This is a genomic window from Flavobacterium sp. GNP008 (genome assembly GCF_056428965.1).
The window spans coordinates 166,592-190,217 of the sequence record NZ_JBWJVL010000003.1 but is presented as its reverse complement, the minus strand read 5'-3'; the positions used below and the strand labels follow the sequence as shown (position 1 = coordinate 190,217).

Below are 23,626 nucleotides of genomic sequence, written 5' to 3'. Positions count from 1 at the left end.
ACTATCTTTTCACACCTTGGCTGTTGATCCAATCTGAATATTTTTTTGCGTTTTTATTGTGCTCTTCCAAAGTAGCCGCAAATTCGTGGTACCCAAAACGTTCCACACTGGCACAGAAATAAATAAAATTATTCTTCTCAGGATTCAAAACGGCTTCTAATGCTGTGATATCGGGCATTGCAATAGGCCCTGGAGGAAGTCCTAAATTCATATACGTGTTATATGGATGCGCCATGGTTAAATCATTATAGAAAACTCTTTTAATCACTTGATCAAAATCATCTGCTTTCTTTTTTATAGCGTAAATAACGGTTGGATCAGCTTGAAGTGGCATTCCAGCTCTCAAACGATTCAAATATACCCCGGCTATTCTAGGTCTTTCGTCTTTTTTTACTGACTCTTTGTGAACTATCGAAGCTAAAATTGTTGCATCAATTGGAGTGAGTCCTTGTTTTTGAGCTTTTGCTACTCTTTCCTTATTCCAAAAATTACGATATTCCTTAATCATTTTATCTCGGAATTTTTCAGCTGTTGTATTCCAATAAATCTCATAGGTATTTGGGATAAACATCGCTAAAATGTTTTCCTCATTAAAACCATTTTCCTGTAAGAAAATAGAATCTTTGAATGTAGTCAATAAGGATAAACTATCCGCTTCAATCTGAGAGCCAACTCGCCCTGCTAAATTTTCTATACGTTCCTGGTTGTTGAATGCCAGTTTTACCGGTGAATTAAGTCGCAATGTTTTTACCAATTCATAACTATTCATTCCTTTTTTGAATAAAAAACGACCTGGTATAACATTATCAATATAGCCTCTTTTATTAGCTACCATTTCAAAACGTTCTAAATTCTCAATATATGGTGCCACTATTTTTTTGACCTCCTCGTATTTAGCGTCTGTTGGAATAAAAATAAAGACTTCTTTTTCCGAAAATTTTGTATTCGAAGAAAAGATCTGGCGTAAAATAACCAATCCGTAAATCATTAATATAGTTATCAAAACTACTGATACGATTGTGATAATTTTCTTAATATTCATAAGTGTTATTTTTTTATAGGTATAGCACACAACTATTCTTTGTGTCTTATTTGTTTTTGAAAGGGTCGTGAATCAAAACTAAAGCGTTTAAAATTCAGTATTAATCAATTGAAAAATCGCTTCGTCTTTGTATTTACCATTTACAAAGGTCCACTCTTTTTTTACACCGATCAATTCGAATCCAAATTTAGTAAAAAGAGCTTTACTTGCTTCATTTTCGGTACCTATATTTGCATACAATTGATGTAAATTAAGATTGTAAAAAGCATATTGTATTAATAGCTCCAATGCTTCTGACCCAATATTCTGTTTTCTATTTTCTTTCGCTTGAATAACAATACCAACACCAGCCCTATTATTCTTGGGATCAAAATCAAATAAATCGATTAGACCCAAGGCAGGAAAATCCTGATCCTGACAAATCGCCAATCGCAATTGCTTGGCTTCATAAATATCCTGATGGGCATTTTCTAAATATTGCTTGACTAAAAACCGGCTGTAAGGTGTATGAGTATTGCTGACTTCCCAAATGCTCTGATCGTTTTCAATCCCATAAACAAACTCTAAATCATTGGGTTCTAATGCGCGGATATAGATTGAATCCCCATTTAATGTTTTCATTTTATTTGGAATATTATTTATAGATCAATAGTCCCTTTAAATACAAATTCTGCTGGTCCTTTCAGAAAAATTCGGGTAAATTGCCCTTCTTTTTTATCAAAAGAAACGACTAATTTTCCACCTTCAACATTTAAGTCGATCGAAGAGGCCTTTGTTTTTCCTAAGACATTCATTGCAATAGCCACTGCTGTGGCTCCTGTTCCGCATGAAAGCGTTTCGTCCTCTACGCCTCGTTCATAGGTTCTGAGCGAAAAAGTGGTATCGTCAATTTGTTTGACAAAATTAATGTTACTACCTACTTCTCCATATAAATCACCGTATCGAATCGCTGCTCCGTTTTTCTTAATGTTATAATTTTCTAAATCATCCACCAGCTGCACATGATGTGGCGAACCAGTATTCAGAAACACATGATCGTCACTCACTTTTACCTCAGCAACATCAATCATTTGTAGCGAAACTAATCCATCCTCCGTAATTGTAGCGTGGTGCACACCATCTGTTGCGATAAAAGTAGTGTTGTTTTGAATTACGTTCAGCTTTTTGGCGAAAGCCACTAAACACCTGCCACCGTTACCACACATGGAACTTTGATTGCCATCAGAATTGTAATAGACCATTTTAAAGTCAGTTTCTGCGTCATTTTCTAATAAAATAAGCCCATCGCCACCTATACCAAAGCGTCTGTCACATAAATGCGCAATGCGCTTCGTATTTTCTTTTGGAAAAAAACCCAAACGGTTATCCACCATTACAAAATCATTCCCCGTTCCCTGGTATTTATAAAATTCTAGTAGCATTATAGTTATAATTAAGTCCAACAAAAGTACGAACTATTAATGAAATGTTAATCATTGTTAAAGAGCGTTAAAGAGTATTTTAAAAAAGCAATTTAGTTTTATTTTTACATGTGGATATCATAAAAACAAACTTTATTATGAAAAAATTTTCAACTCTTTTTTTGGTTTCTTTATTAAGCGGAGTGGTAACACTAGGTGCTTACAAAGTATTCTTTGACACCAATGGATATTTTTCTAATGAAAAAAGTTCGGCGGTGACAGTAGCATCTGATTCCTACGGTAAAAAAGTAGGATTGTCAGCAGAAGTTATTGATTTTACTGAAGCTGCAGAGAAAACAATCCATACGGTTGTGCATGTTAAAAACGTTTCCCGCAGAACCATAACCAATCCTATGCTAGAATATTTTTATGGGTACAAAGGGGGGCAATCCCAAGAACAAGTGGGAACCGGTTCCGGAGTCATTATTTCTGAAGATGGCTATATCGTAACGAACAATCACGTAATCAAAGGGGCCTCTGAAATTGAAATTACCTTAAACAACAAAAAATCATATCAGGCAAAACTTATCGGTACCGATTCTAAAATGGATATTGCTTTGTTGAAAATTGATACAGAGGAAAAGTTACCGTACACCATTTTTGCCAATTCTGATTCGGTGAAAGTCGGCGAATGGGTTTTGGCTGTTGGAAATCCCTATAATCTGACTTCAACAGTAACTGCAGGAATTGTTTCGGCAAAGGCCCGAGACTTAGACACTAGTGGAATACAGTCTTTTATACAAACAGATGCTGCCGTAAACCCAGGAAACAGTGGTGGTGCCTTGGTTAACACAAGGGGAGAATTAATAGGCATCAACACCATGATTTCCTCCATGACAGGTTCTTATGTAGGGTATTCGTTTGCCGTACCTTCGAATATTGCGCGAAAAATCATCGAAGACCTTATGGAATTTGGTAATGTTCAACGCGGAATTTTGGGTGTTGAGGGGGGCGAGTTAAACGGAACTGCCTCGAAAGAATTGGGAATTTCCCAAACCCAAGGATTCTATATAAATAAGGTTACCCAACATTCCGGTGCGGAAAAATCAGGTCTTACTAAAGGAGATATCATTATCAAACTAGACGAACAAAACGTAGCTACTTTTGCTGATCTTTCCGGATATATCAATACTAAAAGACCAAATGATAAAGTTCAAGTTACTTATATTAGAGCAGGGAAGACAAAAATGATTCCTGTAATTTTAAGCAAAAATGAATTTTTTAGTACGGAATTTAAAGGAATTGAATTAGAGAACATTGATGCTGCTGACAAAAAGAAATTCAAAATTGATTATGGGGTAAAAATCAAATCCATCACTGCTGAAAATTTAAAACAATATGATGCTGAGTTAAGAGGAAACATCATCCTGAGCATTGACAATGTAAAAGCGACAGATATTGAAACAGTCGCTAAACTTTTGAACAAAAAAGAGGAAAATCAAACGGTACGTATCGAAATGATCACTAAAAATGGGGAGGTACTTCGCGTAATCCTATAAGTTACTCTAATTTTAAAAATCAAAGCCATCTTGAAAAAACAAGGTGGCTTTTTTATTTTATAAATAAATCGCAAAATGCGTTACGAAATCGATTGAAATGGGTATTTTTGCGCAAATTTTAAAAAATACAATTACTTATTTTCATTAAATTTTCAACATGGCAATCACAACTTTATACGAAAAGGAAGTTTCTTTTCAGGCCGACAGGCGACGTGCAGGAGTAAAACTGATTAAAATAATCAGCGATTTATGGTATGATAAATCCATAGAAATGGTTTTATTCCGAAATCAATTAATTGATAGAAATGTCAGTGACATTATCAACCTGCATGAATATGCGGCCGAGTTTGTAGGCAAACCCATTTCTGTGTTTGATTCGGTTAAAATTGCAAAAGCTATTTTAGAATTGAATTTACCACCCGCAAAACTCGACATTGGTAAACTTACGTATGAATATGGTTTAGAAGAGGATAAATATCCTGATGCTAAATATTTTGTGATAGACAAATTAAAAAACGCCAAAAACTCAGAGGAAATTCATCCGAAAGATGTTGTGCTGTATGGTTTTGGACGTATAGGACGCTTATTAGCCCGCGAATTAATGTCTAAGACTGGAAAAGGAAGTCAATTGCGGTTGCGAGCAATTGTGACCCGTGACAAAAATGACGCTACCACACTTGAAAAAAGAGCCTCCTTGTTGCGTTATGATTCTATTCACGGTGATTTTCAAGGATCTGTAACGGCTGATCCTGAAAACAATGCTCTGATTATCAATGGAACTACCGTTCACATCATCACGGCAAATGCTCCAGAAGAAATAGATTATACCCATTTTGGTATTGATAGAGCCTTAGTCATTGACAATACTGGTGCCTTTACAACACACGAAGCCTTGAGCCGGCATTTAGTTTCTAAAGGTGTAGATAAAGTTTTGCTTACAGCTCCTGGAAAAGGAGTTCCTAATATTGTTCATGGTGTAAACCAAAATGAATACAATCCAGACGAAATTAACATCTTTTCGGCAGCATCCTGCACAACCAATGCAATCACACCAATCCTGAAAGTTGTTGAAGATACTTTGGGTGTTGTCAAAGGACATTTGGAAACCATACATGCCTACACGAACGACCAGAATCTTGTGGATAATATGCACAAAAAATACCGTCGCGGAAGAGCAGCCGCATTAAACATGGTCATTACCGAAACGGGTGCAGGAAGCGCAGTTGCAAAAGCATTACCAAGCCTTGCCGGGAAATTAACTTCCAATGCGATTCGGGTGCCGGTTCCTAACGGTTCTTTGGTGGTCTTGAATCTTGAAGTATCGAGAGAAACTTCGCTCTTAGAGATCAATGCTATCATGAAAAAATATGCCTTGGAAGGCGAATTAGTAGAGCAAATCAAATATTCTTTGAATAACGAATTGGTTTCTTCGGATATTGTAGGAACCTCAGCTCCTGCTATTTATGACAGTAATGCCACAATCGTTTCTGCCGATGGAAAAAATATCGTACTATACATTTGGTACGACAATGAGTACGGCTACAGCCACCAAGTCATCCGATTAGCAAAATACATTGCCAAAGTAAGACGATTCACGTACTACTAGCATACAGCTTACAGGTTATGGGTTGCAAGTAGTTGTAATTTTTAGTTTTAGTTTTAGATTGTATTAACAGCAGCCCAACCTGGATTAAATAAAAAATCCGTCGCGTTATAAAACGAGACGGATTTTTTTGTTTTAGGTTTTATTCTACCCTATTGGAACACAAATTAAGGGGATTTTCACTGATTTTAAAAAAATCTTGAACATAAATTAATTACGAGTCTTTTTAAACATATAAGGAATATAAGTTCCTTTAGGTTCGACTATTTTGAATTCATAAATGATATAATAAAGCCATAAATTCATAATTAATAACTCATAACTTAAAAACTACTCCTTAGCTTTTGTCAAATAATACACCGGTATCCCAATCAACATTATCAAAACTCCCCATCCACTTGTACTGGTTTTTGTATACAACAAAGCAATACAAATTGCCGAGGCAATAATAAGGTATAATCCTGGCAAAAATGGATATCCAAAAGCTTTATATGGTCTTTCGGCATTTGGCATTTTCTTGCGCAGAATAAATATTCCCAAGATAGTAAGTATGTAAAATATCAAAACGATGATAACCACAAAATCCAATAAATCTCCGTATTTTCCCGTAAGACACAACGCCGAAGCCCAGATACACTGCGCCCAGATAGACCAAGCCGGAACACTGGCATGATTCAATTCAGCCGCTTTCTTGAAGAAAACACCGTCTTGCGCCATCGTATAATATACTCTGGCTCCCGCCATAATCAATCCGTTGTTGCAGGCAAAAGTCGAAATCATAATCATCACAGCAATAATCAATGTTCCGACTGAACCAAAAATACTTTGCGAAGCCACAACAGCGACACGATCCGATTCTGCCGTAGCAATTTCATACAATGGCACTACCGCCAAATACATAATATTAGCTAAAATATAAATCACACTCACGATTAAGGTACCTAAGAACAAGCTCAATCCTACGTTGCGTTTTGGATTTTTTATTTCGCCAGCGATAAAAGTTACTCCTTCCCAAGCCACACTAGAAAACATTGAACCCACTAAGGCTGCCGAAATTCCAGATATCAAAGCCGTTCCGCTGATGGGCAACCACGAACCCGTGTCTACATTCAGTGTTTGTGACGTCCAAGCATTCGTCCAGTTCGCATCCCAAACTTCCGCTTTGGCAGCCATAAAACCAAAAATAATCAAACCTGCCAACGATAAAATTTTGATAACCGTTAGAACTGTTTGTAAAATCTTCGAGTTTTTCACCCCACGACTGTTGATGTAACTCAGCAAAATAATCGTAAAAATAGAAACAATCTGAGCCGCATTGAGTTTGAAATCCCCGATCTCGCATAAAATATTTTTATCACTTAAAGGTGCATACAAATAGGCGGCAAATTTAGCAAAAGCCACACCCACGGCAGCAATGGTACCCGTTTGAATCACGGCAAAGAAACTCCAACCGTACAAGAAACCCACCAGTTTCCCGTAAGCTTCCTTGATGTACACATATTGACCCCCCGCTTTAGGAAACATCGCGCTCAACTCGCCATAACTCACGGCGGCAATCACCGTAATGGTACCCGTGAGCACCCACATAGCAATCAACCAACCAGCTGATCCCAACTGGCGAACCATATCGGAGCTGACAATAAATATCCCGGAACCTATCATAGAACCCACCACAAGCATGGTTCCGTCGAGTAATCCTAATTCTCTTTTAAAATCGTCTGGTTTTTGGTCTTCCATAAAGTGACTTTTTGGTTTTTTGTTGGCTAAAGATATACTTTTTTTGGAAATTTCATAAAAGGGAGGATAAAAGTGAGAAGTTTAGACTGAAGAATATAGAAACAAGAGACAAGAGTATAGCGTGAGAATTAATAAACCGATTGTTCATTTGGGCGTGACCCTTCAGTGGATTTGTCGTTCCTCCTCGCCACTTTGGGGCGGGCGGTACGCTGTATCTTTATTTTCTTAAAGAAAGAAAATAAAGGATGCCGCTTCACTCCCTCACGCAAACCGCAATAACTAAACGTTTATCTTTTTAAGGAAAATTGTAAGAAAAATTGAATATATTTGAGAAATATAAAAAAGAAAATCAATAGCGACAATCTACCTGATTTTGGGTGTATATACGAAGGTTTGTTTCGCCTATATACTAGTTGCCAGAATTTTAAAACAGAACCGAAAAGAATTTGGAAAAAGAACCGAACATAAGTAAAACGATAATAAACGGAAAAGGAGAAATTGTTTTCTTTGGTCTTAAGCATTTTTTAGATGATATAGCTAATGGTGATTGTTGCTTCATTTGTGGAGCAAAACCAGACTCTAAAGAATTTAATGATGAACACATTATTCCCGATTGGATTTTAAGAAAGCACAAACTTCATAAGGAATACGTAACCTTGCCAAACGGCTCTAAGTTCAAGTATAGTCAGTATAAAGTTCCTTGTTGTAAGGACTGTAATTCTGAATTAGGTAAAACTTATGAAGAACCGATCAGTGAATTATTGGGTAAATCCTATAATGATATTGTCACAGAAATAAATAAAGATCCAAAAATTGTTCATTTTTTATTTAAATGGTTGAGTCTAATATTTCTAAAAACTCATTTGAAAGACAAATTATTACTCGCAGAAAGAGACACTAGAATTAATGCTGGATTTTTATCCGATGACTATTATTGGGAAGATATTCATCATATTCATTGTGTTGCAAGGAGTCACTACACCAAGGCAAAAATAGATAGTAACGTTTATGGAACAATATTTATTCTACCAGCTATGGTAGTTGATAGATTTGGTGGCTTTGACTTTATTGATAGTCAAGCTGGAAAAGCCATAATGTTGCAATTGGGGGAATTCACTATTATATCAGTGTTAAACGATTCTTGTGCAAGTTCTACAATTTTTATGGAGCAAATAAAAAGGATTAATGCACCATTATCCCCTTTTCAATTAAGAGAAATAGTTGCTCATTTAAACTTTATAAATTTAAGTTTAAAAGAAAGGCCAGTATATAAATCTGTAATAACTTATCAAGGTGAATATCGAATAAAAGCAACTGTTCCAGAAACTCTATATTTACTAGACGAGGAAAAACGATTTGTATCACCAGGCCAATTTTTGAAATATTATGTTGAGCCAATGATTGGAGACGTAGAAAATCGAGATAAAGTTTTGAAAGAATTAGAAGAAGGAAAACGAAATTATTTATTTGATGAAAATGGTGATTTTATTAAGCACGAAAAGTAAAAACCCCGATAGCGCGGATATCTAATTTTCGGACAACGATAGCGCGGATTTGCAATCCGTGCCCACAAAGAGAATAAAACAATTTAAAAATTAGAAGTGTAACTAATATATTGGGTGTTCCAGAGATTCGCTAAATAAATTAAATTCTCCCATAAAATTAAAAAAAACGATGTCTACTAAATACAAAGCCACAACTACAGAAGAAGCTTTTTTTATCACAATAACCACTGTAGGTTGGGTTGATATATTTACTAGACCAAATCAAAAATTTATCATAACCGATTCTTTAAAACATTGCCAAGCACATAAAGGTTTAGAAATTTATGCGTATTGTTTAATGAGTAGTCATTTACATTTATTTTGTAAAGCAACAAATGATTTCATTTTATCTGACATAATTCGGGATTTTAAAAAGTTTACTTCCAAAAAAATAATACAAACAATAAAAGAGGAACCAGAAAGCAGAAGAGAATGGCTGTTGGATTATTTTAAAAAATCATGTGAACATTTAAAAAAAGAACAACACTATAAAGTATGGCAAGATGGTTATCATGCAGAACATATATTTAGCAATTCGTTTATCAAAGAAAAAGTAGAATACATCCATAACAACCCCGTTAAAGATAAAATAGTTTCTGTACCAGAAGATTATTATTTTAGTTCCGCCAGAAATTATGCCAGTTTAGAAAGTGAATTAGAAGTACTTATATTAGAAATATTTTGATATTCGTTACGGGCACGGATTGCAAATCCGCGCTATCGTATTGGTTTTGCATTATGGATGATCTGGCAGACCGAAAACAGAGCTTAATTTGATTTAAAAAAAGCATATTACACAACATTATATAAACATCAAAACAAAATGAAATACGCTGAATTCAACATTGACTCGAATAAAATAGAATTCTGGAATTCTATTTTTGGAATTGAAAGTGTTTTACTGAATGGAAAAATAATTTCTAAAAAGTTTTCTTTTTCTGGAATTACCCATGAAATAAAACTACACGCCAGAGATTTAATATTAGAATCCAAATACAAACAATTCGACAAAAAAGAAATCAAACTTGAATTGAAAGAAAATGGTGAATTACTCCAGGAACAATTTGTAAAAATAGACAAAAAACAAAGATATTTTTGGATGCTAATTGGGGTCGCTACAGGAATCGCACTCTCTAAACTTCTAAATTTACTTTAGGAATACCTGAATTTATAAAACCCGTTCGCTTGGATGTTAATAATCCGTTCGACTCGCAATTTTATGTTTCTTTCCCAGAAATTAAACGTACTTTAGTGTCGCTTTCCTGATGTTAGTATAGCTTTAACACCAAAACAGGAAACGTATCATTTAGCACTAAAAATTATGAATACATTAAAATTAGGATGGACTGGCCTTGGCAACATGGGAAACCCAATGGTGATGAATCTACTCAAAGCAGGTTTTGAAGTATCCGTTTTCAATCGCACCAAAGATAAAGAAGCCCCATTACTGGCTGCAGGAGCAAAATCAGCAAGCAGTTTACAAGAACTAATGGAAACCTGTGACGTAGTTTTGACCATGTTATCCAATGACGCAGCTGTCAAAGAAGTTTTTGAAGGACCAACTGGTTTATTGTCTAAAACTAATCCTGGAAAAACCATCATCAATATGAGTACGGTTGCTCCGGAAACCTCGCGTTATTTAAACACCATTTGCAACCAACATCAGGTACATTTTATAGATGCTCCCGTTTCTGGAAGTGTAAAACCGGCACAAGACGGAACTTTGGTTATTCTCGTGGGCGCTTCGAATGAAGATTACGAAGTAGCCAAACCCATATTTGACGTTTTGGGTAAAATTGCGATTCACGTAGGCGGGCCTGGCGTGGCGAGTTCAGCTAAATTAGCCATCAATTACCTATTAGGATTGAACCTTCAAGGAGTAGCCGAAACGGTTTTATTTGCCGAGAAAAACGGCGTAAGCAAAGAAGACATGCTCAACATCATCAATCAAGGCGCATGTGGCAACGGAATTACGAATATCAAAACACCTTCTATTTTGAACGATTCCTATCCGGCAGCATTTGCTTTGAAACATTTAGTCAAAGATTTAAGACTGGCCAAAGAGGCCGGACTCGATTCCCCATTGATACATCCTTTGTACGACAGTTATGCTGCAGCACAACAAGAAGGATTGGGCGATCAAGATGTTATGGCGATTATAAGTAGTTTGAAAAAGCATTGAGATAAAATTTTATAAAAACGCGTATAAAACAAAAAAGCTACATCTTTACGGATCTAGCTTTTCTTGTTTAATCGAATTACAAAATGATATTACTTCGTTTTTACTGGTGGCAAGTCAAATGCAGCTGATTCATGCTCAAAACCATTGCGATGTGAACCATCACAAAAAGGTTTGTTTACTGACAATCCGCAACGGCAAAGACCCAAAGCCGTTCTACCCTCTAATCCGTATGTTTTTCCTTCGCAGTCTGTTATTTCGAAATCACCTTCTATTTTTATAGAACCGTTGCGATTGATTGTTAGTTTAGTCTTACTCATAATACTTTTTATTTTTTGAGTTCAAAGATTGCAAAATATATTCTGACAGCTTAAAAATCGTGCTTTTTTTAGGGCATATAAAGCTAATTTACATTAATTCTATATTATGTGAAATTTAAATAATGAAAAAAGTACTAGCTGGCAGAATTTGATTTGATCTCATACCAAATCGACTGTATCCACATTTCCCTTTTGGATAAAGCGAACTTCAAATAGGATCTAAATCGATACTTCGCGGCTTTTTATTTTATGGTATAAGCAGAATGATTCCATCTAAATTGTACATTTGTCAAGAAGACAGTACCTATTGGGTGGCGATTGATTATTTTGAGTTTTTTTTGAATGAATATTCACACCCTTAATTAATTTTAACTAAATAAGAATTCAATACCCCATAATATTTCAAAAGCATGAGTATTTTACAACAAATAAATGTTTACAGGAGAATTGCAACCCATGCCTTGACCAAAAATATTGGCAGTTCACAAAAGAATCAGAAAATAGATTTAGCTCAAAAAATCGAAATTAAAAGGGTTTTAATATCCAGACCCAATCATAGACTGGGAAATTTACTGCTTATTACTCCACTGGTACAAGATGTAATTTCTACTTTTCCGGACTGTAAAATTGATTTGTTTGTAAAAGGAGGTTTAGCTCCAATTGTATTTGAAAATTATGCAAACATAAATCACATCATTGCACTTCCTAAAAAACCTTTCAAAAACTTAATTGATTATTTTAAGGTTTGGATAAAAATCAAAAAGCAAAAATATGACATTGTTATCAACGTAGATAAGAACTCCTCCTCAGGACGATTATCGGCACAATTTGCAGATGCAAAATACAAATTTTTCGGAGAAGTTGATGATAAAATGCAATTAAAACACACCGATTATGAGCACATTGCAAAATATCCAGTGTATGAATTTAGGAATTTCCTGATCCAATTAGGATATGAAAATAATGCCAATCCAGTTCCATCACTAGACCTTAAGCTAAGGCCCTCTGAAATTGCTCAAGGCCAAGAAATAGTGCAAAATATAGTAAAAAATGACAGTAAGACAATTTCTATTTTCACTTTTGCCACGGATGACAAATGCTATTCAGAAACTTGGTGGGAAGAATTTTATGACCTCTTAAAAACAGAATACCCAAATTACAATATTATTGAAGTTTTACCAGTTGAAAACATTTCACAAATTGGATTTAAAGCACCTTCCTTTTACAGTAAAGACATTCGTGAAATTGCAGCTGTAATTGCCAATACTGAAATTTTTATTGGCGCCGATAGTGGCATTATGCATTTGGCCAGTTCCGCCTTAAAGCCAACAATTGGGCTTTTCTCCCGCGAGAATATAAACACCTATAAACCATATAACAACAATAGTATAGCTATAAATACGAATATTGGCGATAAAAAGGCTTGGATCAAAATAATAAATAGCGTCCTTATAGAAGGCTAATTTTATTAGAGAATAAATATTCTTAAACATTATCTTTTAGATAAAATTATTGAACACAAAACATAAAAACTAAAGCTTATGAGAATTCCCTATTTACTATCAATCCTACTTACCTTTATTTGTTCGAGCACAATTTGGTCACAAAATCAAGATTCATTTACTTTAAAGTTAGATCACATGGCACTTTCAGTTAAAGATTTAGATCGTTCTGTTACTTTTTACAAAAACGTATTAAAACTTTCAGAAATCACTAACCTAACAAAAAAAGAAGGCATTCGATGGATGTCATTAGGTGAAGGTAAAGAATTGCATCTTGTCTCTACCATTAAAGAACCTGTTGCCCTAAATAAAGCGGTTCATCTGGCTTTTAAAACTACTAATTTTGATACGCTAATAAAAGTATTAAACAACCAGAACATTACATATTCTGACTGGCCGGGGACACTTGACAAAATTACTGTTCGAGCAGATGGTATCAAACAAATCTACATTCAGGATCCTGATGGATATTGGATTGAAATAAATAGTCTAGAAAAGTAATACTAATATTTAGATTAATCCTTATCTGTAAGTATCTTATATCAAGAAGTATCTTTTATATAAAAAACAATAACCGTCTAATTATCAGATGTGTGAAAATTGAAACTCTTACATGGAATTGTGTAATGTCTACTTCTTATTTATTGCTCAACTTTGTACTTTAAGTTTACCATTGTTTTATCCAAATAAAATCTACAATCATGAGTACTACAACAAGCAAGCATACCAGTGAAGGAATTGAAAAACTTAAAACTCTGGTCGAGGAAATTAATACATGCCTTTTTTGTACTAATCTGAAAACCAATGATGGTGCAACTACTAGACCAATGAGTGCCGTAAAAGTATGTGAAGAAGGAAACATTTGGTTTTTTAGCGAGAAAGGCAGTGATAAAAATAAAGAAATAGAACAAGACGCTGTAGTACAATTATTTTTTGCACATCCAGGAATTGGAAGTTATATGGTTGTAAATGGCGAGGCAAAAATCAATACCGAACGAGAAAATATTGATAAACTATGGACTCCTGTAGTAAATATATGGTTCCAAGAAGGGAAGTCTGATCCCAATGTTTCTCTAATAAAAGTAATACCATCCAGTGCTTACTATTGGGATACTGATGATAGCAAAATGATAAATTTTCTAAAAATGGCTGCATCCGTAGTAACAGGTGCCAATTTACTTAACAATAATGAAGGAGAAATCAATATTTAAAAAGGCACAAAAAAAGCCCCAAACATGGAGCCGTTTCGATAAAGTGTATTACATCTTACTGTAAAACCCTATTTATCTGCGAGAAATTTTTCTCATAGTATTTTTCTTTTGTTGAGGAAATAATAACTCCATTACTCACCGAGGAATGAATGAATTTAATTTCACCTTCACACACCTCAACTACCATTCCTACATGATTAATTTGACTTCTACCGTTAGTCTTAAAGAAAATTAAATCGCCTTTTTGAGCTTCTTCTGTATTAATTTTAGTTCCTATACTAGATTGTTCACGAGATGTCCTTGGTAATTTTATATCGAATGCGCCAAAAGTAGTACACATTAAACCAGAGCAATCAAATCCGGATTTTGTAGTTCCCCCCGTGCGATACCGTGATCCAATATTTTCTGATGCACGTTCTATTAACTGATCTAAAAATTCATGGCTAAAAGTAGGTTGTACGGAACTATTAAAATCAATTTTAGCAGTGGTAACAGTATTATCATTTCGAAGTTCTTCGTTGAGAACAACTTTATTTTCATTAGTCAAATTACCCGCACGAATATTCAATTTATATCCTACGGGAAGTCTATTTTTGACCTCTGGGTTTTGTTGCTCTAATTCTTGAACCGTAATACCATATTGTTTTGCAATACCATATTTAGTTTCTTTAGGTAACACTTCTCGAAGAATAATCTGTAAGGCCTTGTTTTCAATTGATTCCGTTTGAAAAACTAAACTATTATCCGTTTTTGATAAATCCGAAACAGATTCTAAAACTACAACTTCTTTTAATTTTGATATACTGGTTTGAAGTGGCGGATCACTTTTTAGTATCACTTTAGATAACTCCTTATTATCTTGAGAAACTAATCCTGTCTCAACGCTTACTAAAGGAGTTCCAGGAACATTGATTTTCTGACCTACTCTAAGGGTCTTGAGGCCTAAACTTGGATTGGCTTGATCAAATTCCTTGATTGTAATTCCAAATTTTTTGGTGATAGAATACTTCGTTTCTTTTGGCAATACTTCCCAAATAAAGGTTTCGGAAACAGAACCAGTAGTGATTGTTTCGCTTAATTGAGGTAAAACAGCGATTTCTTTTTTTGGTAACATGCTCGCTGTTTCAAGTGAAATTGCGCTATTAGGAATCATTATTTTTTGACCAATTTTTAATTCCGATGATGCTAGTGTTGGATTGAACTGACTTAATTCTTTAGCAGAGATTCCATATTTTTTTGCGATTCCGTAAAGTGTTTCTTTAGGTTGTACTTCGTGTTCTTTATTGGAATGATTGTTAGCAACCTTGTTTGAAGAGACAGTATTCTTTGCAGAAGTAGTAGGAATTAATAAAACGGAATTAAGTTTTAAAAGATTCTTGGCACTAGGATTTAATTTAAAGATGGAGCTTTGCTTAACTTGATACTGCTCCGCGATACTTGATATCGTTTCCCCTTTTACTATGGTATGCTTTGTGATTTTTTCTTGTGAAAAAAGAACGATACTATTTAAAAAAACTAATGTTAATGTTACTGTTGCCCTTAACCTCATATTCATTTGTTTCAAATTAATTACCCCATTGTATTATTCAAAGCGATTTCGGGATATAATTATTAAATCTCGCTTCGGTTTTTTTTGACACTTTCCTTTCAAAAAAGTATAAAAGATCCTAGTCTCTTTAATAAAAAGAGGGAAAAATGTGTGCTATTTAATTTTTTGCTGATTTTTTGTTCTTATTGTAAAAGCAATTTGAACAGTAACGCAAGTCAACTTTATTTTCTTCTTGCGCAGAAAGTAAATTATTAATTCGAGAACTGATTTGTACTAAAAATCAAAAAAGCTCGCTTATAATTTTATTTTTCTTATTTGCTAATTTAAACTATAATATCAGAAAACAACTATTTTTTTTCAATTTTAACGTTGTTTAAAGGGAAATATGACTTTTTTTTGATTTTTTACTATTTTTATATATTAAAAAAGATTGTTTATAGACTAACTATTTATTCATAATTATTTCCAGATAAGACTACAATTCGTCTTTTTTTTCTTTGCCCTGATGCACGTAAAAAGCCTTTAGAAGCTAAATTAGTCACTTTTTAATGAAACAAAGAGCAACTGAAAGAAGCGCCTATCTTTCTTATAAAAAAGGTAATGCTATGAAAAGCTTGAAACGGTCAGCTGTAAGTAGCTCTTGAGATAAATTGAAAATAAATCAAAAAAACTCTCAAGTTGCCCTGAGAGTTTTGAGTATAGTTATTTATTTAATGTACTTATGCTTTTCCAGCAGCAGCAATTAAGTTTAATGCGGAGCCAGCTATGAACCAACCAATCTGCCCTTCGTTGTAGGTATGGTTTGCTAAGATAATATCTGAAGTACCATCCGCGTGAACAAATTCTAATGTTAATGGTTTTCCTGGAGCAAAATTAACCAAATCAGTAAAGTTGATAGTATCATCTTCTTGAATTTTATCGTAGTCGGCTTCAGTAGCAAATGTCAATCCTAAAAGACCTTGTTTTTTAAGGTTTGTTTCGTGGATACGAGCAAATGATTTTACCAATACTGCTTTCACACCTAAGAAACGAGGTTCCATAGCGGCATGCTCACGAGAAGACCCTTCACCATAGTTATGATCCCCTACCACAATTGAAGGAACGCCAGCTGCTTTGTAAGCACGTGCTACAGCAGGAACTGCATCGTAAGTACCATTCAGCTGATTTTTAACTGTATTTGGTTTTTGGTTGAATGCATTGATCGCACCAATCAACATATTATTAGAAATATTATCTAAATGCCCACGGAAACGCAACCATGGTCCAGCCATAGAGATGTGATCTGTAGTACATTTTCCGAATGCTTTGATAAGCAATTTAGCCCCTGTGATGTTTTTTCCATCCCAAGGCAAGAACGGAGCTAATAATTGTAGTCTTTCTGAAGTTTCGCTAACCGCAATTTGAACACCTGAACCATCTTCGGCTGGTGCTTGAAAACCTGGATCTTCAGCATCAAATCCTTTTGGAGGCAATTCATTTCCTGTTGGCGCGTCTAATTTTACTTCTTCGCCATTTTCATTGATTAACGTATCAGTCAAGGGATTGAACCCTAAATCTCCAGCAATAGCTAATGCTGTTACTAATTCCGGTGAACCCACGAAAGCCAAAGTGTTTGGATTTCCATCGGCACGTTTAGAAAAGTTACGGTTGAAAGAATGAACGATTGTATTGCGTTCTTCTTTTTCAGCTCCTTCTCTGTCCCACATTCCGATACATGGTCCGCATGCATTGGCAAAAACAGTAGCGCCCATTTTATCGAAAATATCGATAAATCCGTCACGCTCTATTGTATAACGCACTACTTCAGAACCTGGAGTAATAGTAAATTGAGATTTAATTTTTAAGTTTTTATCAGTCACTTGTTTGGCTAATGAAGCGGCACGAGCAATATCCTCGTAAGAAGAGTTCGTACAAGAACCAATCAAACCTACTTCAATTTTCAAAGGCCAGTTATTTTTAAGCGCTTCCTCTTTCATTTTAGAAATTGGCGTAGCTAAATCCGGAGTGTACGGACCATTTAAATGTGGCTCTAATTCGTCTAAGTTAATTTCGATCACTTGATCAAAATACAATTCTGGATTTGCATATACTTCAGCATCACCTGTTAAGTAAGGTGCAATTTTATCTGCTGCATCAGCGACATCAGCTCTATTTGTAGAACGCAAATAACGCCCCATTGAAGCGTCATATCCAAAGGTAGAAGTAGTTGCACCGATTTCGGCACCCATATTACAGATAGTTCCTTTTCCAGTACAAGACATAGATGTAGCACCTTCACCAAAATATTCAACGATAGCGCCTGTTCCACCTTTTACAGTAAGGATACCAGCTACTTTAAGGATAACGTCTTTTGGAGCTGTCCAACCGGATAATTTTCCAGTTAATTTTACTCCAATTAATTTCGGGAATTTTAATTCCCAAGCCATTCCCGACATAACATCAACTGCATCAGCACCACCAACACCTATTGCTACCATTCCTAAACCACCTGCATTTACAGTATGAGAATCAGTACCAATCATCATTCCTCCTGGGAATGCATAGTTTTCAAGAACTACTTGGTGAATAATTCCAGCGCCTGGTTTCCAAAAACCAATCCCGTATTTATTCGACACCGAAGAAAGAAATTCAAATACTTCATTGCTTTGTGTTTTTGCTCTGGCCAAATCAGTTACTGCATCAACTTTAGCTTGAATTAAGTGATCACAATGCACCGTTGTAGGAACCGCTACTTTAGATTTTCCTGCATGCATAAATTGTAACAATGCCATTTGAGCTGTTGCATCTTGACAAGCTACTCTGTCTGGTGCAAAATCCACATAATCAGCACCTCGTGTAAAAGCTACAGAGGGTGTGCCTTCCCAAAGGTGATTGTATAAAATTTTCTCTGTTAAAGTAAGTGGGCGACCAACTATCTCACGTGCTTTATCAACACGAGTAGTCATGTTGTCGTACACTTTTTTAATCATTTCAATATCAAATGCCATAATATATAGGAATTGTTTGTTAATTGTAGTGCAAATTTAAGAATTAAAGATGAGAATTAAAAAAATTTAACGGAAGTAGCTTTTTTAAAAATTATTATTATAAAAAAACCGATTACATTGAATTAAATTAGAATAATCATATATTTTTAACTTAAAACATTATATTTAGCAATATAAAATGTTTTTTTTGACAAAGTCGGAATTGCACCTTTAAAACACAGCCGTAAAGCGTGCCTATTTAAAGAAAGAACCTTTCTAAATTACTATTTTGCATTAAATTAATTTCGAAATTATCATTTCTTCGGTGATCCCCTCGGCATCTGCTTTGTAATTTTTAATAATTCTATGACGCAAAACACCTATACAAACAGCCTTTACATCTTCAATATCAGGAGAAAATTTTCCATTGAAGGCCGCATTGGCTTTGGCTGCCAAAATTAAATTTTGAGAGGCTCTTGGCCCTGCTCCCCAATCCAAATAATTTTTCACAAAATCATTTGATAACGGATTGTCAGGTCTGGTTTTACTTACTAAAGTCACGGCGTATTCAATTACATTATCCGCTACAGGGATTCTTCGGATTAAGTGTTGAAAATCTATTATTTCTTGTGCTGTAAATAATGGATTTATAGTACTTATGATATCGGAGGTGGTGCGTTTTACCACTTGAACTTCTTCTAAGAAAGAAGGATATTCCAGTTTTATGGCAAACATAAAACGATCCAGTTGGGCTTCCGGTAATGGATAGGTGCCTTCCTGTTCTATGGGATTTTGAGTTGCTAAAACAAAATAAGGTAAATTTAACTTATAATTTTCGCCAGCAATAGTCACTGAGCGTTCCTGCATGGCTTCCAGCAAAGCAGCCTGAGTTTTTGGTGGCGTACGGTTGATCTCATCCGCCAAAATAATATTTGAAAAAATAGGACCTTTAATAAATTTAAACTGTCTGTTTTCATCTAATATTTCACTCCCAAGAATATCAGAAGGCATCAAATCAGGGGTAAATTGAATCCTTTTAAAATCAAGCCCTAATGCCTGAGCCAACGTATTTACCATCAATGTCTTGGCTAATCCTGGCACTCCAACCAATAAAGCATGCCCACCAGAAAAAATACAAAGTAAAATTTGATCTACTACAGCATCTTGACCTACAATAATTTTTGCGATTTCCTTTTTTAGCTCGTTTCTTTTTTGAACTAAGTTATTTATTGCTGCTACGTCTGACATTTATAAAGTATTTTGAAATTAAAAAGAGTTAGCATTATGACATCATAAAACTAACTCTTTTATTTATTTATCTAAAAAATATTCATTAAACCTTACGAAAATAAAAATTTACTTTTTTAACCAGTTGTTTGTAAAGTCACAATCTCTATATTCCCCAATAATTTTAATATACGTTTCTTTTATTTTTTCGTTAAACCATTTTCCAATTGCAGTGATTTGTTTGTCTTTCAAAGCTAAATCTTTAATTTTGATATAATCATTTGCGTAATCTGCTGCATGTTCATCAATTCTATTGGTAACTGTTATCAATTTAAATTTCTTCTTACCCTCTTCGCCTTGATCTAGTATTGGAGCCGAGATTTCATTCTCTTTCAAATTAGAAACTTGACTGTAAAAAGCCGGATCCATTTTAGTCAATTCAAAACGAGTATCTTGTGTTTTTGGATTGATTAAGGCACCCCCATTCGCTCGGGTTTCTTTTTCATCAGAGATTGTTCTGGCTGCTTCCGCAAACGTAATCTCTTTGTCTTCGATTCTCTTTCTGATTAAAGTGATTTTTTCTTTGGCTTCATTAAGCGCCTCATCCGTTACAGTTGGTGATAACAATATATGACGTAACTCGACTTCTTGGCCTTTTATTTTTTCCACATAAATGATATGAAAACCAAAGTCCGTTTCAAAAGGAGCTGAAATTTCACCTTCCGTTAAACTAAAAGCAACGTCCTTAAATTCTTTTACAAATGGTGTTTTTCGATTCATTTTATAAAAACCTCCATTAGCTCTAGATCCGGGATCCTGAGAATACAAAACAGCTTTAGTGGAAAAACTGGAACCTTCTTCTATTTCTTTCTTGAAACCATTTAATTTATCAATCACTTTTTGTTTATCAGCCGCAGAAACTTTGGGAGTGACAACAATTTGTGCGACTTCTAACTCCACACCAAAATACGGAAGATCCGCTTTGGGGATTGTTTTAAAGTAATTACGTACTTCTTCAGGAGTAATTTCTACATCTGCAATAATTTTATTTCTCATTTCAGTACTTAACTTCCCTTCTTTTAAAATATCAGAGAAATAAGTTCTAAATTCTTCTTCAGAATCTTTTTTATAGTACTGAATTACTTTTTCTAAAGATCCAATTTGCTCTATCATATAGTTCAATCGATCTTCCATCATTCCTTTTATTTCAGCATCTGTTACTACAATACTATCTTGAATTGCCTGATGTGCATATAACTTGTCTTCTAATAATTTGCCTAACATCTGGCATCTGGTGATGTCTTTTACTGAACCCCCTTGAGTAGAAATTTCAAGATATGATTTATCGATATCCGAATCTAATATAATATAGTCTCCTACGGTAGCAATAACACCATCAATTTTTTGTTTTCCAGTAGTTTGAATTTTAATAATTGGAGCAATCACTGAATCCTTAATAATTTCTTGCGCATTTGTGAAAACACTTGTGAATAGCAAAAGAAAAAAAGTAAATACAATTCTATTATTAATAGATTTCATTTGAATTTTATTTGTTGGCATTATTATAATTTATATTTTTTTGTGACAAATCTTTATTTTAGATCCATTTATAGAATGATGAATCTAAATAATTTGGGCAAATATACACTTTAAGAATCAAGAAGTGAAGTCAATTTTACAATACAAGTGACAACCTTTCTTTAAATTTAAAACAAACAAAAATAACAATTCAATTACATTAAACAAGTTTCGCAACTAGTATTAACAAAAAATTATATGACCGTTTATTCATTGATCCGATAAGCATTGAAAACCATAACGAGACGAAATATAAAACGTAAATAATTAAATATTGCTTGTGATTTATTGAATCGCGATTACAGAAACTCATTATGTTATTAAATATATCGATTTTTAGTAAAATATGCTGTTGCTTTTAAATGCCAAAAAATGACGCACTCCCTTAAAAATCAGGAACAATAAAATGCAAATAATAAATATTAAGGTACTCGTTTTTAATGCTCTACTAAAAAAGTTGTGAACACTACAACGTTATCGTTATAAATTAAAAAATTTCTCGTGATCTTTACGTAAGAAATTATATAAATTAGCTAAAAAAATATATTTTTACTAAAAAAACAACTAAAAAATTAAATTTATAACACCTATTTGATTCATTTATTTTGATTATAATAAATATATTTCTCAAAATCTTACTCTATATCTATTTTATTTAGTACTGCTTAAACCCAATCTATTATCTAACCTAAATTATTTTTTATGAAAAAACAAAATTTCAAAATCCATTTAGTCTCACTATTACTCGTTGGCTTTTGCTCGTGCAATTCAAATGATGATTTAATTACCAATTCAACAGAAGCTGCTGCGCAATTTAAAGTTATTAATGTAACCCATCATGATGGCCATCCATTCAGCACAGGCAAGCATTCAAATACTACAACAAGTAAATACGTGGCAAATCCCGGAGGTGGTGTCATGATGCAAGCTTTTTACTGGGATGTGCCAGCGGGCGGAACGTGGTGGAATACTGTAAACACCAAGATAACTGCTTGGTCTAATGCTGGTATTGGTTCCATCTGGCTCCCTCCAGTTTCAAAAGCACAAAACGGAGCCTTTTCTATGGGTTACGATCCTACCGACTATTTTGACTTTGGAAATTACAATCAAAATGGAACAATAGAAACAAGATTTGGTTCCCGTACGGAACTTGAAAGTCTAATTACTAAAGTACACATTGAAAATATGCAGGTATATGCTGATATGGTACTCAATCACAATAGTGGCGGACAGTTAGAAAGCAACCCTTTTACGGGAACACAAACGTATACTAATTTCACTGGTGTTGCTTCTGGTAAATTCCCCAGAACTAGTGCTGATTTTTATAAAAATTCGTACGGTAATAATGATGAAGGAGCTTTCGGTGGTTTTCCTGACTTAGCCCATGTGGTGCCAAATGTACAAGACTGGCTTTGGAAAAGAACAGATGGTGTGGGGAAATACTATAAGAACACAATGAAATTCGATGGCTGGAGATTTGATTACGTTAAGGGATTTGGTCCTTGGGTAGTGAAAGATTGGAATGCTAATGTAGGTGGTTTCTCAGTTGGTGAGTATTGGGACGCTAATGTAAACACATTAGAATGGTGGGCAAATAATGCGAACAGTTCGGTGTTTGATTTTGCCTGTTATTACAAAATGAATGATGCTTTTGACGGAAACAATCTAAACATATTGAATGATGACATGATGTGGAAAAGAAACCCGTACAAAGCGGTTACTTTTGTCTCTAACCATGACACCGATGAAATTTGGAAGAAAGAGTTAGCCTACGCTTATATTTTGACTCACGAGGGATATCCAACTATATTTTACAGAGACTATGAAGAATGGTTGAATAAAACAAAGATGGATAACCTTATTTGGATTCATAATAATAAAGGGACCGGGACCACCTCAATCCTATATACCGATACTGATGAATATATTGCCCGAAGAAACGGATACAACGGAAACCCCGGACTGGTAGTTTACCTTAACAACTCATCAACCTGGCAAGAAAGATGGATTCAAACCAACTGGGTCAATGCTCAAATTAAAGATTTTACCGGAAACTCGACTTGGTTACCAACAACACAAGCAGACAAATGGGTAAAAATTCAATGCCCTCCAAATGGCTATTCCGTTTGGTCGATAAACATGTAGTAAACAATATTTCAAAGGCTGCCTGAAAAGGCAGCCTTTCTTTTCATCTAAAAGCCTCACAGAC

At 34.5% G+C, this 23,626-nt stretch carries 19 protein-coding genes; 10 read left to right on the top strand and 9 right to left on the bottom strand.

All coding sequences use genetic code 11. The annotated features are described in order from the left end of the window. Position 1 precedes the first annotated feature (1 nt). From mltG to dapF, 3 genes are all read right to left on the bottom strand, one after another. Positions 2 to 1,042 (bottom strand): endolytic transglycosylase MltG, encoded by a 1,041-nt coding sequence (mltG, locus tag AC0608_RS10255; RefSeq protein WP_417990301.1) that lies wholly within the window; start codon positions 1,040 to 1,042, stop codon positions 2 to 4. Positions 1,043 to 1,129: 87 nt separating this feature from the next. Further along, positions 1,130 to 1,663 (bottom strand): GNAT family N-acetyltransferase, encoded by a 534-nt coding sequence (locus AC0608_RS10250; protein WP_478288995.1) that lies wholly within the window; start codon positions 1,661 to 1,663, stop codon positions 1,130 to 1,132. Between the two features lie 17 nt (positions 1,664 to 1,680). Further along, positions 1,681 to 2,463, bottom strand: coding sequence for a diaminopimelate epimerase (gene dapF / locus AC0608_RS10245; protein ID WP_478288994.1), 783 nt, complete (start codon positions 2,461 to 2,463; stop codon positions 1,681 to 1,683). 137 nt (positions 2,464 to 2,600) lie between these two features. Between dapF and AC0608_RS10240 the strand changes: the two genes are divergently transcribed. Together AC0608_RS10240 and AC0608_RS10235 are read left to right on the top strand one after the other, a co-directional pair. Continuing rightward, the gene (locus AC0608_RS10240; RefSeq protein WP_478288993.1) at positions 2,601 to 4,001 is read left to right on the top strand and encodes a trypsin-like peptidase domain-containing protein; all 1,401 of its coding nucleotides are present in this window, start codon (positions 2,601 to 2,603) and stop codon (positions 3,999 to 4,001) included. A gap of 157 nt (positions 4,002 to 4,158) precedes the next feature. Then, positions 4,159 to 5,607 (top strand): glyceraldehyde-3-phosphate dehydrogenase, encoded by a 1,449-nt coding sequence (locus AC0608_RS10235; RefSeq protein ID WP_417960936.1) that lies wholly within the window; start codon positions 4,159 to 4,161, stop codon positions 5,605 to 5,607. Positions 5,608 to 5,934: 327 nt separating this feature from the next. Here the strand turns inward: AC0608_RS10235 and AC0608_RS10230 are convergent, their stop codons facing one another. Next, positions 5,935 to 7,341: an APC family permease gene (locus AC0608_RS10230; protein WP_478288992.1), complete on the bottom strand. Its 1,407-nt coding sequence runs from the start codon at positions 7,339 to 7,341 to the stop codon at positions 5,935 to 5,937. 446 nt (positions 7,342 to 7,787) lie between these two features. Here AC0608_RS10230 and AC0608_RS10225 point away from each other — a divergent pair, with 446 nt between their 5' ends. The 4 genes from AC0608_RS10225 to AC0608_RS10210 all read left to right on the top strand — a co-directional run bounded on the left by AC0608_RS10225 (position 7,788) and on the right by AC0608_RS10210 (position 11,067). Next, positions 7,788 to 8,846, top strand: coding sequence for a hypothetical protein (locus tag AC0608_RS10225; RefSeq protein ID WP_478288991.1), 1,059 nt, complete (start codon positions 7,788 to 7,790; stop codon positions 8,844 to 8,846). A gap of 169 nt (positions 8,847 to 9,015) precedes the next feature. Next, positions 9,016 to 9,570 carry an REP-associated tyrosine transposase gene (locus AC0608_RS10220; protein ID WP_478288990.1) on the top strand — a complete coding sequence of 185 codons (555 nt, stop codon included), beginning with the start codon at positions 9,016 to 9,018 and terminating at the stop codon, positions 9,568 to 9,570. Between the two features lie 138 nt (positions 9,571 to 9,708). Next, positions 9,709 to 10,041: a hypothetical protein gene (locus AC0608_RS10215; protein ID WP_417960946.1), complete on the top strand. Its 333-nt coding sequence runs from the start codon at positions 9,709 to 9,711 to the stop codon at positions 10,039 to 10,041. 165 nt (positions 10,042 to 10,206) lie between these two features. After that, on the top strand, positions 10,207 to 11,067 hold the full coding sequence (locus AC0608_RS10210; protein WP_478288989.1) for an NAD(P)-dependent oxidoreductase: 861 nt from the start codon (positions 10,207 to 10,209) through the stop codon (positions 11,065 to 11,067). Positions 11,068 to 11,156: 89 nt separating this feature from the next. Here AC0608_RS10210 and AC0608_RS10205 read toward each other — a convergent pair whose 3' ends face one another. Continuing rightward, positions 11,157 to 11,384, bottom strand: a complete 228-nt coding sequence (locus AC0608_RS10205) for a CDGSH iron-sulfur domain-containing protein (RefSeq protein ID WP_132065763.1) — start codon at positions 11,382 to 11,384, stop codon at positions 11,157 to 11,159. A gap of 410 nt (positions 11,385 to 11,794) precedes the next feature. On the opposite strand from AC0608_RS10205, the gene AC0608_RS10200 reads away from it, so the two are divergent. The 3 genes from AC0608_RS10200 to AC0608_RS10190 all read left to right on the top strand — a co-directional run bounded on the left by AC0608_RS10200 (position 11,795) and on the right by AC0608_RS10190 (position 14,097). Continuing rightward, complete coding sequence (locus AC0608_RS10200) at positions 11,795 to 12,847, top strand: glycosyltransferase family 9 protein (protein WP_478288988.1); 1,053 nt, start codon at positions 11,795 to 11,797, stop codon at positions 12,845 to 12,847. A gap of 78 nt (positions 12,848 to 12,925) precedes the next feature. Then, on the top strand, positions 12,926 to 13,387 hold the full coding sequence (locus AC0608_RS10195; RefSeq protein ID WP_478288987.1) for a VOC family protein: 462 nt from the start codon (positions 12,926 to 12,928) through the stop codon (positions 13,385 to 13,387). Positions 13,388 to 13,587: 200 nt separating this feature from the next. Further along, the gene (locus AC0608_RS10190; protein ID WP_478288986.1) at positions 13,588 to 14,097 is read left to right on the top strand and encodes a pyridoxamine 5'-phosphate oxidase family protein; all 510 of its coding nucleotides are present in this window, start codon (positions 13,588 to 13,590) and stop codon (positions 14,095 to 14,097) included. Between the two features lie 55 nt (positions 14,098 to 14,152). Here the strand turns inward: AC0608_RS10190 and AC0608_RS10185 are convergent, their stop codons facing one another. The 4 genes from AC0608_RS10185 to AC0608_RS10170 form a co-directional block, all read right to left on the bottom strand. After that, a complete protein-coding gene (locus tag AC0608_RS10185; protein WP_478288985.1) occupies positions 14,153 to 15,652 on the bottom strand; it encodes a LysM peptidoglycan-binding domain-containing protein in 1,500 nt (499 codons plus the stop codon). A 713-nt stretch (positions 15,653 to 16,365) separates the two neighbouring features. Continuing rightward, a complete protein-coding gene (locus tag AC0608_RS10180) occupies positions 16,366 to 18,633 on the bottom strand; it encodes an aconitate hydratase (protein ID WP_417960958.1) in 2,268 nt (755 codons plus the stop codon). A 273-nt stretch (positions 18,634 to 18,906) separates the two neighbouring features. Further along, positions 18,907 to 19,860: an AAA family ATPase gene (locus tag AC0608_RS10175; protein WP_478288984.1), complete on the bottom strand. Its 954-nt coding sequence runs from the start codon at positions 19,858 to 19,860 to the stop codon at positions 18,907 to 18,909. 108 nt (positions 19,861 to 19,968) lie between these two features. Further along, positions 19,969 to 21,399 (bottom strand): peptidylprolyl isomerase, encoded by a 1,431-nt coding sequence (locus tag AC0608_RS10170; protein WP_478288983.1) that lies wholly within the window; start codon positions 21,397 to 21,399, stop codon positions 19,969 to 19,971. A gap of 720 nt (positions 21,400 to 22,119) precedes the next feature. Here AC0608_RS10170 and AC0608_RS10165 point away from each other — a divergent pair. Next, a complete protein-coding gene (locus AC0608_RS10165; RefSeq protein ID WP_478288982.1) occupies positions 22,120 to 23,562 on the top strand; it encodes an alpha-amylase in 1,443 nt (480 codons plus the stop codon). Positions 23,563 to 23,626: the final 64 nt, after the last annotated feature.

Coding starts and splice junctions, on each gene's coding strand:
- mltG (WP_417990301.1), bottom strand. CDS start 1,042: ATGAATATTAAGAAAATTATCACAATCGTATCAGTAGTTTTGATAACT.
- AC0608_RS10165 (WP_478288982.1), top strand. CDS start 22,120: ATGAAAAAACAAAATTTCAAAATCCATTTAGTCTCACTATTACTCGTT.
- AC0608_RS10200 (WP_478288988.1), top strand. CDS start 11,795: ATGAGTATTTTACAACAAATAAATGTTTACAGGAGAATTGCAACCCAT.
- AC0608_RS10250 (WP_478288995.1), bottom strand. CDS start 1,663: ATGAAAACATTAAATGGGGATTCAATCTATATCCGCGCATTAGAACCC.
- AC0608_RS10240 (WP_478288993.1), top strand. CDS start 2,601: ATGAAAAAATTTTCAACTCTTTTTTTGGTTTCTTTATTAAGCGGAGTG.
- AC0608_RS10170 (WP_478288983.1), bottom strand. CDS start 21,399: ATGCCAACAAATAAAATTCAAATGAAATCTATTAATAATAGAATTGTA.
- AC0608_RS10205 (WP_132065763.1), bottom strand. CDS start 11,384: ATGAGTAAGACTAAACTAACAATCAATCGCAACGGTTCTATAAAAATA.
- AC0608_RS10175 (WP_478288984.1), bottom strand. CDS start 19,860: ATGTCAGACGTAGCAGCAATAAATAACTTAGTTCAAAAAAGAAACGAG.
- AC0608_RS10190 (WP_478288986.1), top strand. CDS start 13,588: ATGAGTACTACAACAAGCAAGCATACCAGTGAAGGAATTGAAAAACTT.
- AC0608_RS10235 (WP_417960936.1), top strand. CDS start 4,159: ATGGCAATCACAACTTTATACGAAAAGGAAGTTTCTTTTCAGGCCGAC.
- AC0608_RS10180 (WP_417960958.1), bottom strand. CDS start 18,633: ATGGCATTTGATATTGAAATGATTAAAAAAGTGTACGACAACATGACT.
- AC0608_RS10210 (WP_478288989.1), top strand. CDS start 10,207: ATGAATACATTAAAATTAGGATGGACTGGCCTTGGCAACATGGGAAAC.
- AC0608_RS10185 (WP_478288985.1), bottom strand. CDS start 15,652: ATGAATATGAGGTTAAGGGCAACAGTAACATTAACATTAGTTTTTTTA.
- AC0608_RS10195 (WP_478288987.1), top strand. CDS start 12,926: ATGAGAATTCCCTATTTACTATCAATCCTACTTACCTTTATTTGTTCG.
- AC0608_RS10220 (WP_478288990.1), top strand. CDS start 9,016: ATGTCTACTAAATACAAAGCCACAACTACAGAAGAAGCTTTTTTTATC.
- AC0608_RS10215 (WP_417960946.1), top strand. CDS start 9,709: ATGAAATACGCTGAATTCAACATTGACTCGAATAAAATAGAATTCTGG.
- AC0608_RS10230 (WP_478288992.1), bottom strand. CDS start 7,341: ATGGAAGACCAAAAACCAGACGATTTTAAAAGAGAATTAGGATTACTC.
- dapF (WP_478288994.1), bottom strand. CDS start 2,463: ATGCTACTAGAATTTTATAAATACCAGGGAACGGGGAATGATTTTGTA.